At 55.9% G+C, this 19,101-nt stretch carries 21 protein-coding genes; 20 read left to right on the top strand and 1 reads right to left on the bottom strand.

Annotated features, from left to right (window positions below):
* The 15 genes from Z947_RS0103040 to Z947_RS0102965 all read left to right on the top strand — a co-directional run bounded on the left by Z947_RS0103040 (nt 1) and on the right by Z947_RS0102965 (nt 12,970).
* Nucleotides 1-774 carry a thiazole synthase gene (locus Z947_RS0103040; RefSeq protein WP_025042838.1) on the top strand — a complete coding sequence of 258 codons (774 nt, stop codon included), beginning with the start codon at nt 1-3 and terminating at the stop codon, nt 772-774.
* Complete coding sequence (locus tag Z947_RS0103035) at nt 771-1,367, top strand: thiamine phosphate synthase (protein ID WP_025042837.1); 597 nt, start codon at nt 771-773, stop codon at nt 1,365-1,367. Before Z947_RS0103040 ends, Z947_RS0103035 begins: the two co-directional genes overlap by 4 nt.
* Nucleotides 1,364-2,359, top strand: a complete 996-nt coding sequence (locus Z947_RS0103030) for a HesA/MoeB/ThiF family protein (protein WP_025042836.1) — start codon at nt 1,364-1,366, stop codon at nt 2,357-2,359. Before Z947_RS0103035 ends, Z947_RS0103030 begins: the two co-directional genes overlap by 4 nt.
* Nucleotides 2,356-3,294, top strand: coding sequence for an ABC transporter substrate-binding protein (locus Z947_RS0103025; RefSeq protein ID WP_025042835.1), 939 nt, complete (start codon nt 2,356-2,358; stop codon nt 3,292-3,294). The genes Z947_RS0103030 and Z947_RS0103025 overlap by 4 nt, the downstream gene beginning before the upstream one ends.
* Complete coding sequence (tenA, locus tag Z947_RS0103020) at nt 3,294-3,974, top strand: thiaminase II (RefSeq protein ID WP_025042834.1); 681 nt, start codon at nt 3,294-3,296, stop codon at nt 3,972-3,974. The genes Z947_RS0103025 and tenA overlap by 1 nt, the downstream gene beginning before the upstream one ends.
* Entirely contained in the window at nt 3,971-4,705 is a 735-nt protein-coding gene (locus Z947_RS0103015; protein WP_025042833.1) for an ABC transporter ATP-binding protein, read from the top strand. Before tenA ends, Z947_RS0103015 begins: the two co-directional genes overlap by 4 nt.
* Complete coding sequence (locus Z947_RS0103010) at nt 4,692-5,441, top strand: ABC transporter permease (RefSeq protein WP_025042832.1); 750 nt, start codon at nt 4,692-4,694, stop codon at nt 5,439-5,441. Before Z947_RS0103015 ends, Z947_RS0103010 begins: the two co-directional genes overlap by 14 nt.
* Nucleotides 5,442-5,834: 393 nt before the next feature.
* On the top strand, nt 5,835-7,070 hold the full coding sequence (locus Z947_RS0103000) for a GAF domain-containing sensor histidine kinase (protein ID WP_025042831.1): 1,236 nt from the start codon (nt 5,835-5,837) through the stop codon (nt 7,068-7,070).
* A 21-nt stretch (nt 7,071-7,091) separates the two neighbouring features.
* Nucleotides 7,092-7,823, top strand: a complete 732-nt coding sequence (locus Z947_RS0102995) for a response regulator transcription factor (RefSeq protein ID WP_025042830.1) — start codon at nt 7,092-7,094, stop codon at nt 7,821-7,823.
* 145 nt (nt 7,824-7,968) lie between these two features.
* On the top strand, nt 7,969-8,178 hold the full coding sequence (locus Z947_RS0102990) for a tautomerase family protein (RefSeq protein WP_025042829.1): 210 nt from the start codon (nt 7,969-7,971) through the stop codon (nt 8,176-8,178).
* On the top strand, nt 8,175-9,065 hold the full coding sequence (locus Z947_RS0102985; protein WP_025042828.1) for an SMP-30/gluconolactonase/LRE family protein: 891 nt from the start codon (nt 8,175-8,177) through the stop codon (nt 9,063-9,065). Before Z947_RS0102990 ends, Z947_RS0102985 begins: the two co-directional genes overlap by 4 nt.
* Before the next feature lie 146 nt (nt 9,066-9,211).
* Nucleotides 9,212-9,667: an OsmC family protein gene (locus Z947_RS0102980; protein ID WP_025042827.1), complete on the top strand. Its 456-nt coding sequence runs from the start codon at nt 9,212-9,214 to the stop codon at nt 9,665-9,667.
* Between the two features lie 149 nt (nt 9,668-9,816).
* Nucleotides 9,817-10,926 (top strand): TRAP transporter substrate-binding protein, encoded by a 1,110-nt coding sequence (locus tag Z947_RS0102975; RefSeq protein ID WP_156026614.1) that lies wholly within the window; start codon nt 9,817-9,819, stop codon nt 10,924-10,926.
* A 176-nt stretch (nt 10,927-11,102) separates the two neighbouring features.
* Complete coding sequence (locus tag Z947_RS0102970; protein WP_025042825.1) at nt 11,103-11,666, top strand: TRAP transporter small permease; 564 nt, start codon at nt 11,103-11,105, stop codon at nt 11,664-11,666.
* On the top strand, nt 11,663-12,970 hold the full coding sequence (locus Z947_RS0102965; protein WP_025042824.1) for a TRAP transporter large permease: 1,308 nt from the start codon (nt 11,663-11,665) through the stop codon (nt 12,968-12,970). Before Z947_RS0102970 ends, Z947_RS0102965 begins: the two co-directional genes overlap by 4 nt.
* 119 nt (nt 12,971-13,089) lie before the next feature.
* On the opposite strand, the gene Z947_RS0102960 is transcribed toward Z947_RS0102965, so the two are convergent.
* Nucleotides 13,090-14,067: a LacI family DNA-binding transcriptional regulator gene (locus Z947_RS0102960; protein WP_025042823.1), complete on the bottom strand. Its 978-nt coding sequence runs from the start codon at nt 14,065-14,067 to the stop codon at nt 13,090-13,092.
* A 114-nt stretch (nt 14,068-14,181) separates the two neighbouring features.
* Between Z947_RS0102960 and Z947_RS0102955 the strand changes: the two genes are divergently transcribed.
* The 5 genes from Z947_RS0102955 (at nt 14,182) to Z947_RS0102935 (ending at nt 19,088) form a co-directional block, all read left to right on the top strand.
* Nucleotides 14,182-15,189 carry a phosphotransferase family protein gene (locus tag Z947_RS0102955; RefSeq protein WP_025042822.1) on the top strand — a complete coding sequence of 336 codons (1,008 nt, stop codon included), beginning with the start codon at nt 14,182-14,184 and terminating at the stop codon, nt 15,187-15,189.
* A 2-nt stretch (nt 15,190-15,191) separates the two neighbouring features.
* Nucleotides 15,192-16,508 (top strand): phosphopyruvate hydratase, encoded by a 1,317-nt coding sequence (eno, locus tag Z947_RS0102950; protein ID WP_037938638.1) that lies wholly within the window; start codon nt 15,192-15,194, stop codon nt 16,506-16,508.
* Nucleotides 16,505-17,353: a fumarylacetoacetate hydrolase family protein gene (locus tag Z947_RS0102945; RefSeq protein WP_025042820.1), complete on the top strand. Its 849-nt coding sequence runs from the start codon at nt 16,505-16,507 to the stop codon at nt 17,351-17,353. The genes eno and Z947_RS0102945 overlap by 4 nt, the downstream gene beginning before the upstream one ends.
* Nucleotides 17,354-17,384: 31 nt before the next feature.
* Nucleotides 17,385-18,137: an SDR family NAD(P)-dependent oxidoreductase gene (locus Z947_RS0102940; RefSeq protein WP_025042819.1), complete on the top strand. Its 753-nt coding sequence runs from the start codon at nt 17,385-17,387 to the stop codon at nt 18,135-18,137.
* A 168-nt stretch (nt 18,138-18,305) separates the two neighbouring features.
* On the top strand, nt 18,306-19,088 hold the full coding sequence (locus Z947_RS0102935; protein ID WP_025042818.1) for an HAD-IIB family hydrolase: 783 nt from the start codon (nt 18,306-18,308) through the stop codon (nt 19,086-19,088).
* Nucleotides 19,089-19,101 lie beyond the last annotated feature (13 nt).

Raw genomic sequence — 19,101 nt, 5'->3', positions numbered from 1 at the left:
ATGCGCCCCTTCTATGGCACGCAACTGACCAACGGTTTCATGTTGGGGACCGCCCAATACCCGTCACCGGCAATCTTGGCTGATGCCTTTACGCGCAGCGGCGCCAGCGTCGCGACCGTGTCCTTGCGACGCGAAAGTGGACAGGACCGCGCGGGACAGGATTTCTGGGAACTGATCAAGGACCTGGGCGTACACGTACTGCCCAACACCGCTGGTTGTCACAGTGTGAAAGAGGCGGTCACGACGGCGCATATGGCGCGCGAGGTTTTTGACACCAAGTGGATCAAGCTGGAGGTGATAGGCGAAGAAGATACCTTGCAACCCGATGTTTTCGGCCTTGTCGATGCGGCGCGCATCCTGACCGAAGACGGGTTTCAGGTGTTTCCCTACACAACCGAAGATCTGGTGGTGGCTGACAAATTGCTGCACGCAGGATGCGAAGTGCTGATGCCATGGGGTGCACCGATCGGGTCGGGGCTTGGGCTGAACAATATCTTCGGGTTGCGGGCCATGCGTGCGCATTTTCCTGACGTGCCCTTGGTAATTGATGCCGGTCTTGGCCTGCCATCACAAGCCGCCGCTGCGATGGAGCTGGGATTTGACGCAGTTCTGCTCAACACCGCTGTGGCAAAGGCCGGTGACCCTGCCGCAATGGCCGAAGCATTCGCAATTGCCATCAAAGCGGGACAACTGGCCCAGGCCGCAGACCCGATGGAACCGCGCGACATGGCATCCCCTTCGACCCCTGTGATCGGAAAGGCATTCCTGCAATGACACTGGATCGCTTTTACCCGATTTTCGACAGCGCTGACTGGATTGAACGACTTGTTCCCTTGGGCATCAAGCTGGTGCAGCTGCGGATGAAAGACATGCCACCCGACGTCGTGACGGCGCATATCGAGCGGTCGAAACTGGTGTGCGCGCGCCACGGTTGCACCTTGATCGTTAACGATTATTGGCAGGCGGCGATTGATACAGGATGCGATTATATCCACCTCGGTCAGGAAGATCTTGATGATGCAGACATCGCGGCCATCCGTGCGGCTGGCCTGCGGCTCGGGATCAGCACGCATGACAAGGCAGAGTTGAGACGGGCGCTGGCGCTTGCGCCGGATTACATCGCACTCGGGCCGATTTACCCGACAATCCTGAAAAAGATGAAATGGCACGAACAGGGCGTTGCCAAACTGGCCACATGGCGCGCTTTGATCGGGGGCACGCCTTTAATTGCAATCGGGGGCATGTCGATTGACCGCGCCGCGGGCGCATTCGACGCGGGCGCTGATGTGGTGGCGGCCGTCACCGACATCACGCTGAACGAAGACCCCGAAGAACGCGTAAGCGCGTGGCTGAAAGCGACGCGATGAGCAGGTATGAACGCCAAACCGTTTTACCAAGCGTCGCCGATGCTGGGCAGGCGGCAATCCGGCAAAGCCATGTTCTTGTGGTTGGTGTTGGGGGGCTTGGCGCGCCGGCATTGCAATATCTGGTCGGGGCGGGTGTTGGACGGCTGACAGTGATGGACGGTGACCGCGTGAGCCTGTCCAACCTTCATCGTCAAACACTGTTTCGCGAAGCTGACGTTGGTAAAACCAAGGTGGAGGCGGCGGCAGAAACACTGCGCGGATTGAACACGGACTGCACGATTGAAACGCTCGAAGCGCAACTCGATCCGGTGAATGCACTGGCGCTTGTTTCGCAAAGCACGCTTGTTCTGGACTGCGCCGACAGCTTTGCGACCAGCTATATTCTGTCCGATACGTGCAAGGCACTTGATGTCCCGCTTATCAGCGCCTCTGTTTTGGAGTTCGGCGGGTATGTCGGCGGGTTTTGCCATACCGCGCCCTCGTTGCGCGCCGTATTTCCCGACCTGCCTGATCGCGCGGCGACTTGTGCGACCGCAGGCGTGATGGGGCCGGTTGTGGGCATGATCGGCGCGGCAATGGCGCAGATGGCTTTGGCGCATTTGATTGATCAGAAACCATCGCCCTTGGGACAGCTGATCCGATTTGACATGCAACGGTTCCACTCCAGCAGCTTTCGCTTTGATCTGGCACCGGACCCTGCGCCGGATCTGAAATTTATTGCGGCATCCGAGATCGACGTCAGCGATTTCGTGGTTGAACTGCGCGACACCACCGAAGCAACCGTTCCTGTTGCCCGCCAAGCGCGCCGTCTGAACGTCGCACAGTTTGCCGAACAATGCCCGAGGCCCGCAGCCAACCAGCGCGCGGTCTTTGCATGCCGTTCCGGTTTGCGGGCTTGGCAAGCGGCAACGCATCTTCGTTCCTATTGGGACGGCGAGATTACCTTAATCGCAATGGGCGATACGCCCGAAACTGAAAGACAACCGACATGAAACTTACTTCCCTTACCGCCGCGATTTCGTTTGCGGCGGCACCGCTGATGGCGGCCGATGACATGACTGTTCTGCTGGATTGGTTTGTGAACCCGGACCACGGCCCCATCATCGTCGCACAAGAAAAGGGCTATTTCGCCGAACAGGATCTTGAGGTGGAAATCATTGCACCTGCCGACCCGTCCGACCCGCCAAAAATGGTTGCTGCGGGGCAGGCTGATCTTGCGATTTCATATCAGCCGCAACTGCACCTGCAAATCCACGAAGGGTTACCTTTGCAACGTGTCGGCACATTGGTCGCGACCCCCTTGAATTGCTTGCTAGCCCTTGCCGACGGTCCCATTCAGTCCCCGGCGGATTTGGCAGGCCGAAAGGTCGGGTTTTCTGTCGGCGGCGTGGAAGAAGCCGTCTTGGGGTCGATCCTGCGGCATCACGGGTTGTCTTTGGACGACGTGGAGTTGGTAAACGTGAACTGGTCCTTGTCACCCTCTTTGATGTCCGGGCAGGTCGATGCGGTGATCGGTGCGTATCGCAACTTTGAATTGAACCAGATGGAAATCGAAGGGATCGAGGGCAACTGCTTTTTCGTCGAGGAAGAAGGCCTGCCACCTTATGACGAACTGATCTACGTGGCGCATTCTGGCACGATGGACAAAGGCATGATTGCCCGCTTTCTGGCCGCGACCGAAAAGGCGACGCAGTATATCGTGAACCATCCCGAAGACAGCTGGAAGATCTTTTCAGGCACATCTGCTGAATTGCAGGACGAGTTGAACGCCAAAGCATGGGTCGATACATTGCCTCGTTTCGCCCTGCGCCCCACTGCAATGGACGAAGGGCGCTATGCGGCGTTTGAAGCGTTCTTGCACGAGGCAGGATTGATCCCCTCACAAAACCCAGTTTCGCAAATCGCAATCGACGTGACGGCGAACTGATGACACCGGATTATGGAAAAACCTTCGCGCTTTGGCGCGAGGGCGCGGCGGGGCTGTGGCATGATTATACGCATCACGCCTTTGTGCAGGGGCTTGGCGATGGCACCCTGCCGCGTCCTGCGTTCCTGCATTATCTGGTGCAGGACTACGTTTTTCTGGTTCACTTTGCGCGGGCGTGGTCACTTGCCGTGGTCAAATCGGAAACGCTTGATGAAATGAAAATCTGTGCGGGTACCGTGGATGCCTTGGTCAATCACGAGATGTCGCTGCACGTCAAAACCTGTGCGGCAGAAGGCATCGACGAAGCAACTTTGTTCGCGGCGACCGAAGCTGTCGAGAACCTTGCCTATACGCGGTATGTTATGGACGCGGGGCTGCAAGGCGACTTTCTTGATTTGATGGCTGCGTTGTCCCCCTGCGTGATGGGGTACGGAGAAATCGGGTTGCGCTTGGCCGCGAGCAAAGCGGACGACACGCCCTATGCGGATTGGATCGCCACCTATGCGGACCCTGAATATCAAATGGTTTGCAAAAACGTGGGTACGATGATCGATGCCGCTGTAATTCGCCGGATCGGTGATCTGACGCAGGCCAGCCGCGCCAGCGTTCTGCAAGACCGCTTTAGCATGGCCACAAAACTGGAAGTCGGATTCTGGCAAATGGGGCTGAACGGTCGATGATCCTGTCGCCGGGTATCTCGATCAAGGGACGACATTATATCAACGGCGATCTGTTGTTTGATGTCGATCTCGACATTCCCGGTGGTCAATGGACCTGTCTTTTGGGGCGTTCCGGCGTTGGAAAATCAACGATCCTGCGGTTGATCCTTGGTCTTGAGACAGGTGGCAGATTTGACGGCACTATTCGGGCCACAGACGGGGCGGTAATTGACGGTCGCATCAGCTATATGGCGCAGTCGGATTTGATGCTGCCGTGGTTGACCGTTTTGGACAATGTGCTGATCGGCGCGCGTTTGCGCGGCAAACCCTTAAACAAAGATCGGGCCAGCGATCTGTTGCACAGGGTCGGGCTGTCCGGCCATGCAGATCAAAAACCCACCACGCTGTCAGGGGGGATGCGCCAGAGGGCTGCCCTTGCCCGCACACTGTTCGAGGATCGGCCGGTTGTTTTTCTGGATGAACCGTTCTCTGCCTTGGATGCGGGAACAAGGGCCGACATGCAGGAATTGGCGGCGGAGTTGCTGGTGGGGCGCACCGTCCTGTTGGTCACCCATGACCCCGCCGAGGCGGCACGGCTTGCCCATCAGATTTCTGTCATGTCAGCGCAACGCACGCAAAACTGGCCCGTGCCGCCGACCAAGGCTTTGCGCGACATTAACGCGCCTGAAACACTGACATGTCAGGCCAAGTTGCTGGCGTACTTACGGGGGGCACCGCATGAGGTTGCGTGACATCCTGTTCGCTGTGTTGATCGGATTGGGTCTGTGGCAAGCGGCTGTGATCCTTACCAATGCGCCCCATTTTATTTTGCCGTCGCCGTGGCGCGTCGCACAGGCAGCATATCATAGTCGGGCGATCATCGCGCAAAACGCTTGGGTAACCACAATCGAGGTATGTCTGGGGTTGTTGATCGGGACAGTGCTGGGGGTTGTAACGGCGATCCAGCTGTCCATGTCTAAAACGGCTGAGCGGCTAATGCTGCCGATCCTTGTCTTTACACAGGCCGTACCGGTGTTTGCCTTGGCTCCTCTGCTGACACTTTGGTTCGGTTACGGCATGGGGTCAAAAATCGTGATGGCGGTTTTGATCATCTATTTTCCCGTCACCTCGGCATTCCACGATGGATTGGCGCGGATCGACAGCGGATACCGCGATTTGTCGGTGTCGATGAGTGCAGGCAAATGGAATTTCATGCGCTACGTCCAAATACCTCAAGCCCTTCCTGCACTTGGCTCGGGTTTGCGGCTTGCGGCCGTTTACGCCCCGATCGGGGCTGTGATTGGCGAATGGGTCGGGGCTTCAAAGGGGCTTGGCTATCTGATGTTGCTGGCCAATGGACGGGCAAAAATTGATTTGATGTTCGCCAGCCTGATCGTATTGGCGTGTCTGACCGTGCTGCTGCATCTTGCCGTTGGCGTACTGGCTTCGCGGTTGACCCGCTATGCGCAGGGACGGCCAAGACCTTAAAAGACGCCGAGGCGACGTATTTGCGGGTTCCCGCAAAATTGCTGCGTGCATCGCAGACCCTGTTCAATGGCAACCGGATTATAAACCAGCCCGACACCGCCGGTGGCGGCAGCTGTTTGCACAGGACCGATAGAGCATGCGGCTGGATCTGCCGGTGGATAAATACACAATCGAGCCTGTCCCGATTGACGATGCGCGTGTGTCTCAAGCTGTGGATATCAGCGCGCATGATTATGACGACGCTCAGACCAGGATAGCACCCTAGCTTACGTTCCTGCACGACCACCAGAACCCGTTTGATGTTAAAGAACAGCCGGATATTAAGAGGTTAAGTTGATAAAAAAACCGGAGTATGATCAACTGAACACATCCAAGGAGGGGGGGTATGCTCTTATGCCAAATGCCGCTGAAGCTTTGGATTGTTATCTGTCGATTGCGCAGGCCATTGCCGGTCCGACAGATTATGAGCTGGTTCTTGAGAACTTTGCCAATCGCCTGCGTGTGTTGATCGCCCACGATCACCTCGACATCGTGCTGTTGCATCCGACCGGGACGCAGATTTGCTATGAGGCCCGCATGCATACGTCATGGAGCCATACGCAAGCCCCCGCAAAACCGACAGAAAAAAGCCCGATCCGTGCGGTGTTGCGCGGCGACGTACCCCATATTCTGACCAACGACGCATGGACTGATCCGGTTTTCCATTTTGAGGGGTCAGACAGCAAACCGATTTTTGAGGCCAACCTGCGAAGCCGTATTGTTGTGCCGCTGCGCGTGCAGGGTGAACTGATCGGCTCGCTTGCCATTTCCAGCCACAAACAGAACTTTTACAGCGAAGATTTACTTGTGCTCGCCCAAGGGGCTGCTGATCTTGTGTCGGCCTATCTGTTTGCGCTGGAGCGGGGAAAAGAAGCAAAAGATTCTGCAGTCACAGAGCTTGAGGCAACCGGGCGCGAGCGCACTTTGCGCATTGGAGCCCTGCGTTTGACCGAAGGCATGGAGCGCGAACGCCAGCGGTTGGGGATGGACCTTCACGATCAAACGTTGGCAGATCTGTCGCGGATACGGCGGCGCATGTCTCGCATCGAGGGCGGGTCGAAAGCGGCCATGGACGAAATCGCGGCCATTCAGGACGAACTGGATCACTGTCTGGACGAGGTCCGTGGTATTGTCGAAGATATGAAACCGGGTGTGCTACAGCTTTTTGGTTTTGCGGAAGCTGTTGATGCTCATTTGCAGCGGTGTCTCAAGAACACGCATCGTCCGATAGAGATGCATGTTGATGATGCATCCAATGGCAAGATGGATGATCTGCAAGATACCGTGCGCACCGCAGTTTACCGTATCGTTCAGGAAGCCGTAAACAATGCGCTGAAACACGGGGAGTGCAGCCGGCTTGACGTGCGGATCGCACAATCCGGTGCTGATATGACGGTTGCAATCGACGACAATGGCACAGGCATTCAGGAGGCTGATTTGAAATCCCATAGCGGTATCAGCAACATCAAGACCCGCACGGATCTGATATCCGCACAGGTCTTTTTCGAACGTCTGGATGGTCCTGTCGGAACCCGCGTTATGATCGTGGTTCCGATGAATGCGGGTCAGGTCGAAAGTGACAACATTTAACTTCTTAAAGCGGAACACTGCATGCGCCTATTAATTGCCGAAGATGACAAGCTGCACCGGACTTTTCTGGAGAGCTTGGCGCGCAATACCTTCGCTGAGTTGGATGAGTTGACGCTGACAAGCGACGGTGAGGGGGCGATTGAGGCCTTTAGATCTGCAGAATACGACTGCGTCCTTCTGGATCTGCAAATGCCCAAAGTAACCGGTGTCGATGTAGCAAAAGCGATCTGGGCCAAAGCGCCCGCGACGAAGATCCTGTTTTGGTCGAACTATACCGAAGAGGCTTATATCCGCGGCATTACCAAAATTGTGCCGGAGGCCGCTGTTTACGGATACATCCTGAAATCGGCCCCTGATGAACAGCTGAAACTGGCACTTCAAGGCGTTTTTATCGCAGAGCAATGTGTCATCGACCGCGAAGTGCGCAGCGTGCAGCAAAGGGCAGGAAACCGTCTTTCGGGGCTAAGCGAGCTGGAATTCGAGGCGCTTGTCGATCTTTGTCTGGGCCTCACGGACAAAGCGATGGCAGCGCGGCGGAACGTATCCTTGCGCGGCGCACAAAGCAGATTGCAGAGCCTTTACCAGAAACTTGGTTTGGATAAGGACGACATTCCTTCTGGCGCGTGGGGGGCAAGCTTCAATTCGCGCACGCGGGCGATTTCTCTGGCGTTGACGCAGGGTATTTTAAACGCAGAAGCATTGCGCCGCGAAGAGGAAAAACTTGAGGCCTGGATATCGCTTTCTTCAAACTAGCCAAGGCCACTTACGTATTTGCGGGTTCCCGCAGATATGATGCGCGACCCTACGCATACCAAGGGTGCCATCTCTTTTAATCGTTCTTCTGGAAAACTGGACGTTTTGGATTTGATCCAAATCAGAAAATACTGGGAGAGACGAGATGCCGTTTGTGAACATCCGCATTGTAAAACAGGTGATAGAAAAAGACCCGGATGGCATTAAGGCCAAGGTGCAGGCCGACGTGACGGAGTCTTTGGCTCAGGCTGCGGGAATTCCCGCCGAAAACGTTTGGGTCACTTTTGACGAGATCGACGAAACGGATTGGTTCGCCGGTGGAACGCGGGTCAAAGAATTGCGGGCGAACTCATGAGCGTCGAAATCCGCACTGAGGGCATGCATGATATCATTGATGCCAACGCAACCCTCGAAAAAGTAGCGGGTGGGTTCCTGTTCACCGAAGGGCCGATCTGGCATCCGGTGGAAAAGCACCTGACCTTTTCCGACATCCCCGGCAACGAAATGTTTCGACTGGGGCCAGACGGCAAGGTTGCGTCGTTTCGCAAGCCAAGCAACATGGGCAACGGCAATACCTATGATGCGCAGGGGCGTATCTTGACCTGTCAGCACGCCACCAGTTCACTCACCCGTACCGAAGCAGACGGATCAATCACAACGCTGGCCACCCATTTTGACGGCAAAGAACTGAACAGTCCGAATGACGTAGTAGTGCGCAACGACGGGTTGATCTATTTCACCGACCCGACCTATGGGCGACTTGATTATTTTGGCGTCGAACGCGAACTCCAAATGGGGGCTCAAGGCGTCTATTGCGTGACGCCCGACGGCAAGACCATCACCCGTCTTGCGGATGACTTTGCACAGCCCAACGGTCTGTGTTTCTCGCTCGATCACGCGACGCTTTATGTCAACGACACAGAACACAAGCACATCCGCAAATTCGATATTGCCGAAGACGGGACAGCAACGGGTGGCGATGTCTGGGTCGAGGTCACTGTAGGCGAGGGCGAAGGCCACCCTGACGGGATGAAAATCGACAGCAAGGGAAATGTCTATTGCACAGGTCCCGGCGGGATCCACGTAATCACGCCGTCACGCGAGACGTTAGGCGTGATCCGCACGGCAGAGTTTACGGCCAACTTTGCTTGGGGGGGCGAGGATTTGACAGACCTCTACATCACCTCTTCAACATCACTGTATCGCATAAGCGTCAAATCCTCAGGCCTCCCGCTGTTTTGACGCTTGCTGGCCGAAGGCATGACCCCTTCGGCCAGAAAAATCCGTTCTAAAAATGAAACAACCGGGGCTGCGTTTCGAACCTCACTGCAACGCAAGCGATGACCCGGACTTCGCACAGAAAAACCGATCAACGACAGGAGAAACCTATGGCACATGTGATGCCCGACCTATTCAAAATCGATGTATCCGGTCATGCGGTCAGCCATGCGCGGGCCGAGATGATCGCCCGTGGCAAGGTGGTGACGACAGACGAGCCGCCAGAACGCGGTGGCACGGATCTTTTTGCAACGCCGCTGGAAACGATGTTGTCGTCCTTTCTCGGCTGTACGAACGTCATCGCGAATTATGTTGCCGGTGTTCTCAAGATGAATGTGCGCGGCATGGAATTTGACGTTTGCGGGCATTTCGACACGCGTGGCGTGTTCGGCAAAGCGGAAATCGGAACGCCATTTCCGGTGATCGAACTCAAGGTCGTTTTGGACACAGACGCTGATGATGCGCAGATCGCAAAGCTTGCCAAAGTCGTTGGCGAAAAATGCCCTGTCTCGGTTTTGCTGCGCCGGGCAGGCTGTGAAATTCAGGAAAGCTGGGTGCGAAAGTGACTGGAGCTTTGCGTCGATAAAGGGCCTTGCGGATGTGCCCCGTCTTGGTGCGGGTACCCGCAAAGTCACGGCGCGAACCCCCGTGCCAACCCATTCGAAAGGAAGTTAAGCAAAGATTAAGCGATTAGGCCGTTCAGGCAATTTCGGCAGTGAGGAGACTGCCGATATGTAATTTTATCGCTGTTAAGGGAGACCGCTTTGCGTTTGCAAAAGCGGGAAATAAAGGGAGAGGAAAAAACATGAATTTTGTTAAAACGCTATGTGCAAGCGCCTTGGTTGCAGCAGCATCGCTGGCGGTACCGACGCTGTCTATGGCCGAGGAAATCAACCTTAAGTACCATGCATTTACGGGCAAAGGTCCATCCAATCTGGCAACGCGCTGGTTTATGGACGAAGTTGAAAAACGCACAGAAGGCAAGGTGAAGTTCACCCGCATCTTCGGCGGCGCGCTTGGCAAGCTTTCCGGTCAGCCGGAAAACATCAAGGTCGGCGCATTCGACATGGGGGATTTTTCCCCGGTCTATAACCCCGGCCTCTTTCCGCTTGCGAATGTGACGTCGCTGCCGTTCATGACAGACAACCCGATGGCGCACGTGCACTCAGGTCACGAACTGTTCCAGACGCCGGCGGTCGAAGCTGAGTTCACTGCGATGAACCAAAAGTATCTGTTCCCGGGTCAATGGGGGTCCATCCAGATGCTGTCTCACGATCCGATCCGTTCGGTCGAAGACCTCAAAGCTGCCAAGATCCGCGCGCACGGTGGTGCGGCCGAGTTATTGAAAGCACTGGACATCACGGTTTACGGTATCCCTTGGGGCGAACTGCCAGCTGCTGCAGAACGTAAAGTTGTCACAGCGGCGATCATTGGTGCGCCAGCAGATGCATATGCCTTCGGCTTTGGCGAAATCTTCAGCTACTGGGATGCGGTAGATTGGTTCTACTTCCCACTGCCAGTATCCATCAACCTAGATACTTGGAACGGTCTGCCTGATGACGTGAAAGCTGTGATCGAAGAGGTTCGTGACGAGACAGTTTCGCAAGCGCGCCTGCTGTTGGAAGCAACTGAAGGTGAAGCGATTGATGCCCTGAACCAACAGACTGATGTCGTTAAGTTCGACGAGGCAGAATGGGAAAAGATGATCAGTGCGCGTGATGTTGCCTGGCAGAACTGGGTCGATGCACGCGAGGCAGATGGCCTTGCGGGTCAGGCCGTACTGGACGAGTTCGTTGCGCTTCTTGAAAAGAACGACGACCTTTAAGTTCAAGTTCAGGCCACTCGCCTGAACACAAAACGCGCCGCCCGGAACATCTGAACAGTTCTGGGCGGCGCGACCTATCGGAACGCTATGGGATTGTGCGGGCTGTCTGGTCCTCGACTTAACTCAAGACGTGTTCTGTCTGTTCGAATTCCTACATTTTGGAGGGGGATGTCTGAATGACAAATTTAGCCAGCCGCGCCCTGTTGGTGCAAAAGAAGCTGGAGGAAATCGCCTGTTATGTGTCGGCGATGGCCGTCGCGACAATGATGACAATCACCGTACTCGAAGTTCTTGCGCGGGCATTGTTTTCCAAAAGCTTACCCGGCGCCTATGAATATGTCAGCTTGATGTTTGTCTATCTGATCTATCTGGGCCTTGGATACTCGCAACGCCACGACGCACATATCACAGTGGGCATTCTATATGACCACATGCCCCGAAGCGTCAGAAAGACGATCGAAGGTGTCTACCTTCTTGCTGCGTTTTTGTTCTTTTCCATGCTGACATGGACCAGCGCTGAATCCGCGTGGACCAATTATCTCATGGGTGACACGGTCCTTGGCATCATCGAAGTAAAAACATGGTGGGCCCGCGCTGGCATCCCGATTGGGCTGGCGCTGTTTGCGCTCAGGTTTCTGACCCAATTGATCCATCTGATCACAAAAAACGAATTGTTTGAGGACTCTGGCGTCAATGATCTTTCGCATCAGGGTGCCGTTGAAGCCGGGGAAAAGCCATGATTGAATCACTTCAACTACCGTTTGTGATCGGCATGGTCGCGGTCTTGATGATCATGCGCGTGCCTGTGGGGATTTCCCTGCTGTTGGCGGGGGCGACGGGATTTGCATTCATTCGCGGTGTAACAATCACCTTTGATGCCATTGGCGGGCGGCTTTTCGATATCGGCTCCGGTTATGCGCTAAGCGCGGTGCCCCTGTTCCTTTTGATGGGGCACGTCGCAGCCAAGGCTGGTATCACGCAAGATATCTATCGGGCCACGCGCGCCTGGCTGGGACACCTGAAAGGCAGCGTAGTGATCGCAACGACAGTTGCCGCCGTTGCCTTTGCCGCGTGTTCGGGGTCTACCACGTCCTCCACCGCTGTTTTCGGGCGCGTGGCGATCCCTGAAATGCTGCGCCTGAAGGTAAACCGCAAGCTTGCGGCCGGTTGTGTCGCCACCGTGGGCACGCTGGCCGGGATGATACCGCCAAGCATTAACTTGATTGTCTACGGTATTATCGCGCGCGAATCCGTGCCCAAACTGTTGATCGCCGGCATTGTTCCGGGACTGCTGACCGCTTTTGCGTATCTCGTGATGATCTATATCCGCGTCAGCCGTAATCCGGAAATGGCACCCGCCCTTCCGAAAGCCGGTATCGAAGAACGTTTACAGTCCTTGAAGGGTGTCTGGAGCTTCCTGACCCTTGGTGGCATCGTGATCGGCGGTATCTACGCGGGCATCATCACCCCGACGGAGGCAGGCGCAATTGGTGCTGTCGGGTCTTTCCTGATCGCTTTGCTGCGCAAGCGGATGTCATTCGCCGTCTTGAAGGAAGTCTTTCTCGATACGGCGCAAACAACATCGGTCATTTTCATCATTCTCGTGGGGGCTCTGATTTTCTCGTCCTACCTTGCGGTAAGTGGCGCATCAGGGGCGGTGTCGGAGTACATCGTCGGCCTTGATATGTCGATGATGGGCATCGTGTGCATCTACGTGCTGCTCTTGCTGGTGTTGGGCTGCATGGTAGATCCGGTATCGGTGATGTTCCTGACTGTGCCGATCTTTGTGCCGCCGCTGATCGAACTGGGTGCGCATCCGATCTGGTTGGCGATTGTTGTGGTCAAAACGCTTGAGATTGGCCTGATCACACCGCCTGTCGGGTTGAACGCTTTTGTCCTGAAAGGTGTCGCGCCCTCGTTCTCGCTGAAAGAGATCTTTGGCGGCATCTGGTGGTTCTTGCAGGTCGAGGTCATTACCCTGCTGATGATCATGTTCATCCCGGCCATCGCCACCTTTTTACCCGAACTGGCGTATGCAAAATGAGGGTGCGGTGATCCCCGCACGCTGTCGATCAAAAGCGGCCAATGATCCGAAGTATACATTCGGTTCTGGTCGCTTTTGTATGCGAGGCCAAATTGCTGCCGTTTCTTTGCGCGCCTCGCCTAACGCAGAACCAGTTCTGCGGGAAACGATTGTGCCAGAATGGGTTCAAGGGGCGTGGGTGCGGATATCAATGTAAGGGCGCATTCTACCAGATGGACAACGGGCACCCTGATTGTTGTTACGCCACCGTTCACCCACTTGTAAAACGACGGGTCGCCGTAACCCACAAAAGCCGGTTTTGAACCATCGCTACCGGTATGATCCATGAATGCACTCAGGGCACCGTTCGATATTTCGAACCCGCCACACACCAGTGCGGTTGCCGATCCCGACGCCAGAATATCGGACGCATTTTTGCGCCCCATTTCGAACGAAGGAGTGCCGGTTCGTATCAACGTGCCCGGGGCTTCCAGCCCTGCCTCCTGAATGCCGCCCAGAAATGCAGCAAGCCGGCCGCGGCCGCTGGACAGGGATTTGTCCGCACCAATATAGGCAATTCGGCTGTGCCCTGCCTGTGCCAGATGTGCAACCGCTGCGCCAATGGCTGGGGAATCCTCGACCAGAATTGCGGGGTTCGGCGTTGGGCTATCCCGCCGGCGGATCAATTCGATAATCCGCATAGATCCTTGGTGATCCGCTTTCGAATTAGCCTGACCCGGTGCAGGAACCATTACAACGCAAGACGCCTGAATTTCGCGCAGCCGTTCCAATGCCTGTTCTTCGGTTTCCATATTATCGTTGGTCAGATGAATGACCAGTTGCAAGGATTGCGCATCACAGGCGAGCGCCATGGCATTGGCAAAACGCGCATAGAATTCGTTTACAATATTGGGCAAAACCAAGCCGACAATTTTCGCTCCATCCCCCCGCATCGCCATGGCTGCCGCGTTTTTGACATAGCCAAGCTCACGCGCACGGTTTTGAACGGCATCGCGCGTTTCTTTCAGAACATTAGGATTATTTGACAGCGCGCGGGACACCGTCATGTGCGAAATGCCAAGGTCTTTTGCAATTGATTTGATCGTAACGCGGGCCACTGGGGAAACCTTTCAGAATTCCGGTTTAGTAGCATTTAGATTGTGATGTGTCTTGACATAAAAAGCGGCATTACAATATATGTTCACGTGAACATTAAGGTGGATTAGTGGCGAATGACCCAGACACTTGAACAAAAATGCAAAGACCTGATTGTGGATTTGAACCTGGGTCGCAGCGACGAAATAGCGTCAATTGTGCCGCTGACGGGGGGCGTTGCGTCCGATATTGCCACGGTCGTGGTGGGTGATACGCAGTATTGCGTCAAGTTCGCTTTGCCCAAGCTCAAGGTCGCGGCAGATTGGCGGGCACCGGTCCACCGCAACGCGGCCGAATACGCGTGGTTGCAGGTTGCCGCAGACATCGTGCCGCAAAGTGCTGTGCAGCTTTTTGGCAGGTCGGAACAGGCGCACGGTTTCGCAATGGAATATGTGACCGGCAATGACGTTTACCTTTGGAAGGCCCGATTGCTGGCGGGTGCCGCCCCGAAAGGGGAGGCCGCGGTCGTTGGTGATATGATCGGGCGCATTCATGCAGCGTCAAGCGCAGGGGGATTTGATCGCACCCCGTTTCAAAACCGTGACGATTTCCGCGCGCTTCGCATTGAACCCTATCTTACGTTCACGGCACGGTCCCATCCGGATGTTGCTGGGCAACTGAATGCATTGGCGGGGATGCTTTATGACAGTTCCGCGGTTTTGGTGCATGGCGACGTTAGCCCCAAGAACATCCTGTTTCGCGACGGTGGCGCGATCATTCTGGATGCCGAATGTGCAACGATGGGGGATGCCAGTTTCGATCCGGCATTTTGCCTGAACCATCTGGTGCTTAAATCCGTGCACATCCCCGAACGGCGCAGCGAATTATTGGCCGAGGTCGGCGCGTTCTGGTCTGCCTATGCCGCGCACGTCACTTGGGAGCCGACAGACGTGTTGGAGGGTCGCATTGCCCGTCTTCTGCCAGCGTTGATGTTGGGGCGCGTCGACGGAAAATCACCGGTGGAATATCTGGATGAGGCCGAGCGCGCGCAGGTGCGTGCCTTGGCGATTTCCCTGATCAAAGAGCCGTCTTCGACCCTGTCAAAAGGGATTGAGCGCCTGATAACAGGTTTAAAGGAAGCATAAACATGTCGCATATCAAAGACGTATTCGCGCGGCGGGTCTGGGACTCGCGCGGGCATCCAACCGTCGAAGTTGATGTTATTTTGGAAAATGGCGTCGTCGGGCGCGCCATTGCGCCAGCAGGGGCATCGCGCGGCACACGCGAGGCGATTGATCTGCGAGATGGCGGCGCGGCCTTGCAAGGCAAGAACGTCGTGCAGGCGCTGAAGAACGTTAACGGGCCCATCGCTGCCGCACTAAGGGGGCGTAATGTGCAAGACCAGTCAGGCGCTGACGGTGCAATTCTTGCGCTTGATCCATCCCCGCTGAAAAAGACGCTTGGTGGCAACGCCACGGTTGCGACCTCCCTTGCGGTTCTTCATGCGGCGGCGGCGGATGCGGGTTGCGCCCTGTGGCAACATGTGGCGGAGCAAAACGGGTTTACGCCCTCTCTGCCCTTGCCCGAAATCCAGATCTTTGGCGGCGGGGCCCATGCTGGACGCCGCGTCGATATTCAGGATTTTATGATCATGGTCCCCGGTGCCAACAGCTTTGACGAGGTGATGGAGATCACCAACGAGGTCTATTTCGCCGCTGGCGACATTATGCAGTCCAAAGGAAAACTGGCAGGCGTCGCGGACGAAGGCGGCTGGTGGCCGATGTTCGACAGCAACGAGGAAGCTTTGGAAACCCTGATCGGTGCGATCGAAAAAGCGGGTGAAAAGCCCGGTGATCGGGTTGTCATATCACTTGATATTGCGGCTTCCGAATTCTGCAATGACGGCCGTTACCGGCTGGCACTTGAAGACCGTGATATGGATAGCAACGCCATGATCGACATGCTGGGGGGCTGGCTTGACGCCTATCCGATTGCATCCATCGAAGACCCGCTTGCCGAAACCGATAAAGAGGGGACTTGCGAATTCACCCGCCGTTTCGGGGACAGGGTGCAGATCATCGGCGATGATTATCTTGTGACCAACGCGACCCTTGTTGATCAGGCGCAGAAAGACGGCGCATGCAACGCAGTGCTGATCAAGGTCAACCAAGCCGGCACTGTCAGCGAAAGCATAGAGGCGTTCCGAAAAGCGCAAAGCGCCGGATGGCGGGCGATTGTATCTGCGCGGTCCGGCGAAACCGAAGATGTCTCAATCAGCCATCTGGCGACAGGATTGGGCGGAGGCCAGTTAAAGGTTGGCTCGTTTACCCGATCCGAGCGGATGGTGAAGTGGAACGAATGCCTGCGCATTCAGGACGTTTTGGGCGCAGCAGCCTTTGTTGGCGGCGCGCCATTGGCAAACACATGGTGGGGCAAAGAGAATAAAAAGGGACCAAAAACATGAAACTATCGCGTTACGGCGACCGGCACGGTACGAAAACCCCGTGCATCATTGACGATGATGGCGTGGCACGCGACGCGTCGTCGATCGTTACAGATTTCGGTCCGCGAACTATGTCCCCAGAGCTGTTGGAGCAACTGTCTAACACCGACCCCAAAACCTTGCCCGTTGCGGATATCGCAGGCAAGCGCTTGGCACCGCCCGTGGCGCAGCCCTTTAACATCTGGTGCGTCGGTCTGAATTATACAGATCACGCGAAAGAAGCGGGGCTGCCCGTGCCTGATGAACCTATTCTGTTCAACAAATCCACGGTGACCTACTGCGGACCGAACGATAATATCTTGAAATCCGCGCAGATGACAAAGCTCGACTGGGAGGTCGAGTTGGGTATCGTGATCGGCAAACCTGCGCTGAACATTTCCAAAGAGAATGCGATGGATCATGTCGCCGGTTTTGTTTTGGTGAACGATCTGTCCGAACGCGCCTGGCAGATGGAGCGGGCAGGCCAGTGGGTCAAGGGAAAGAGTTTTCCTAACTTCTGTCCGACAGGGCCATTCATGGCGACGCAGGACGAAATTGAAAACGTGCAAAGCCTTGGCATGTGGCTGGAGGTGAATGGCAAGCGCATGCAAACCGGCAATACCGCGACCATGATCTTCGATGTTGAAACCATCGTGAGCTATATGTCCGAATTCACCCGTCTGGAGGCGGGCGATTTGATCTGCACCGGCACTCCTCCGGGTGTGGGCGCCGGTATGAAACCGCCTGTCTGGCTGAACGAGGGCGATGAAGTGTCCCTTGGTATCGACGGGCTAGGCACACAAAAGCAAACTGTTACCGCCCTTTAGGGACATACGTGACACGACGAAAGTGACCAATATGAATACTCTGGACCTCAAGGGCCGTCGGGCCGTGATCACGGGTGGCGCGCGCGGCATGGGTTTTGCCTTTGCCAAACGGTTTTTGCAAAGCGGGGCTTCTGTCGCCCTGTGGGACGTCAACGAAACGGCGCTGGCGCGCGCCAAAACCGCGCTTGATCGATTGGGTGATGTGGTCGTCAACAAGGTTGATGTATCAGATTACGCCACCGTCGAAGCAGCAGCCAAAAGCGTGTCCGAGGCCCTTGGCGGTATTGAAATTCTGGTAAACGCGGCAGGAATTGCGGGGGTTAACACAGCCGTGGTCGACTACCCCCTCGACACGTGGAACGCCGTGATGAACGTGAATTTGAACGGCATCTTTCACACCTGCCGCGCCATCGTGCCCTACATGCAAACAAGCGATTACGGGCGGATCGTGAACATCTCGTCCATGGCAGGCAAAGAGGGCAATCCCAATGCCTCGGCCTATTCGGTGTCCAAGGCGGGCGTGATCGGGTTGACCAAGAGCTTGGGCAAGGAGCTGGCGACAAGCAACATCCGCGTGAATGCGATCTGTCCCGCTGTGATCAAAACCGAAATGCTGGATGACGTCACCGAAGAACAAATCGGTTATATGCTGGCCAAGATTCCGATGGGGCGCATGGGAACAGTTGAAGAGATTTCAGCGATGGTCGGCTGGATGTGTTCGCAAGAATGTTCATATTCTACGGGCGCGGTGTTCGATCTTTCCGGCGGCCGCGCGACTTACTGAATGTGTCGCGCGGGCGAATGGCATATTTTGCATAGGTCCGCGTAACGGACACCTCCGGCGCGCCGTTTGGCCGTGAACCATACGCGGCCACAGGCGCTGACCCATTGTAACGGATACCTGCAAGGACGCGACTTGCCACCCGAGGTCAATTTTTGCAGGCTTGGATCTATGACATCCGATATGCCGCTACTTGTATTCACTGATCTTGACGGGACGCTGCTGTCGCACGGTGACTATCGCTGGGATGCAGCGCTGCCGGCCCTTGAAAGACTGGCGCATATTGGTGCGGGGGTCGTGTTGGCCAGCAGCAAAACGGCGCTCGAAATCAGTGAATTGCGTCAAGAAATGGGACTGCAACACTGGCCTGCGATCGTTGAGAATGGCGCAGGACTGCTTGCGCCACATGCACAGGCCGTTGCGGACGGTTTCACTTATGCCCAATTGCGCGCCGTTCTGGGTAATATTCCGGCAAACCTTAGGCGGGGCTTCTGTGGTTTTGGCGATATGGATACGGCGCAAGTCGTCCGGCTGACGGGTCTGACGGCTTCGGCAGCGGCCCTTGCCAAGCAGCGCGGATATTCGGAGCCCGGAACGTGGTCGGGCACATCCCAAGAAAAAGCCCAGTTTCTTGAAGATCTTACAAAACAAGGTGTTGTCGCTCGCGAGGGGGGGCGGTTTTTGACGCTTTCGTTTGGTGGCACAAAAGCCGATCAGATGGCGCAGATCATTGATGAACTCCGCCCCCGTCACACCATTGCCCTTGGTGATGCGCCCAATGATGCCGAAATGCTGGAGAGCGCGGATTTCGGTGTCATCGTTGCAAATCCCCACGGCGCAGACCTACCCTTGCTTGAAGGCGAAAAGACGGGGCGGATCATGCGCACCCGACTTGCTGGACCGCAGGGGTGGAATGCGGCGATCATGGGCCATCTCGCCCGCCTGAAACTGTAGAAAAGGACGAGTC

Source organism: Sulfitobacter geojensis, from assembly GCF_000622325.1.
In the GTDB taxonomy this organism is placed as follows: Bacteria; Pseudomonadota; Alphaproteobacteria; order Rhodobacterales; family Rhodobacteraceae; genus Sulfitobacter; species Sulfitobacter geojensis.
Note: the sequence above shows the minus strand (reverse complement) of the source record. Positions and strands in the feature narration are given on the sequence as shown.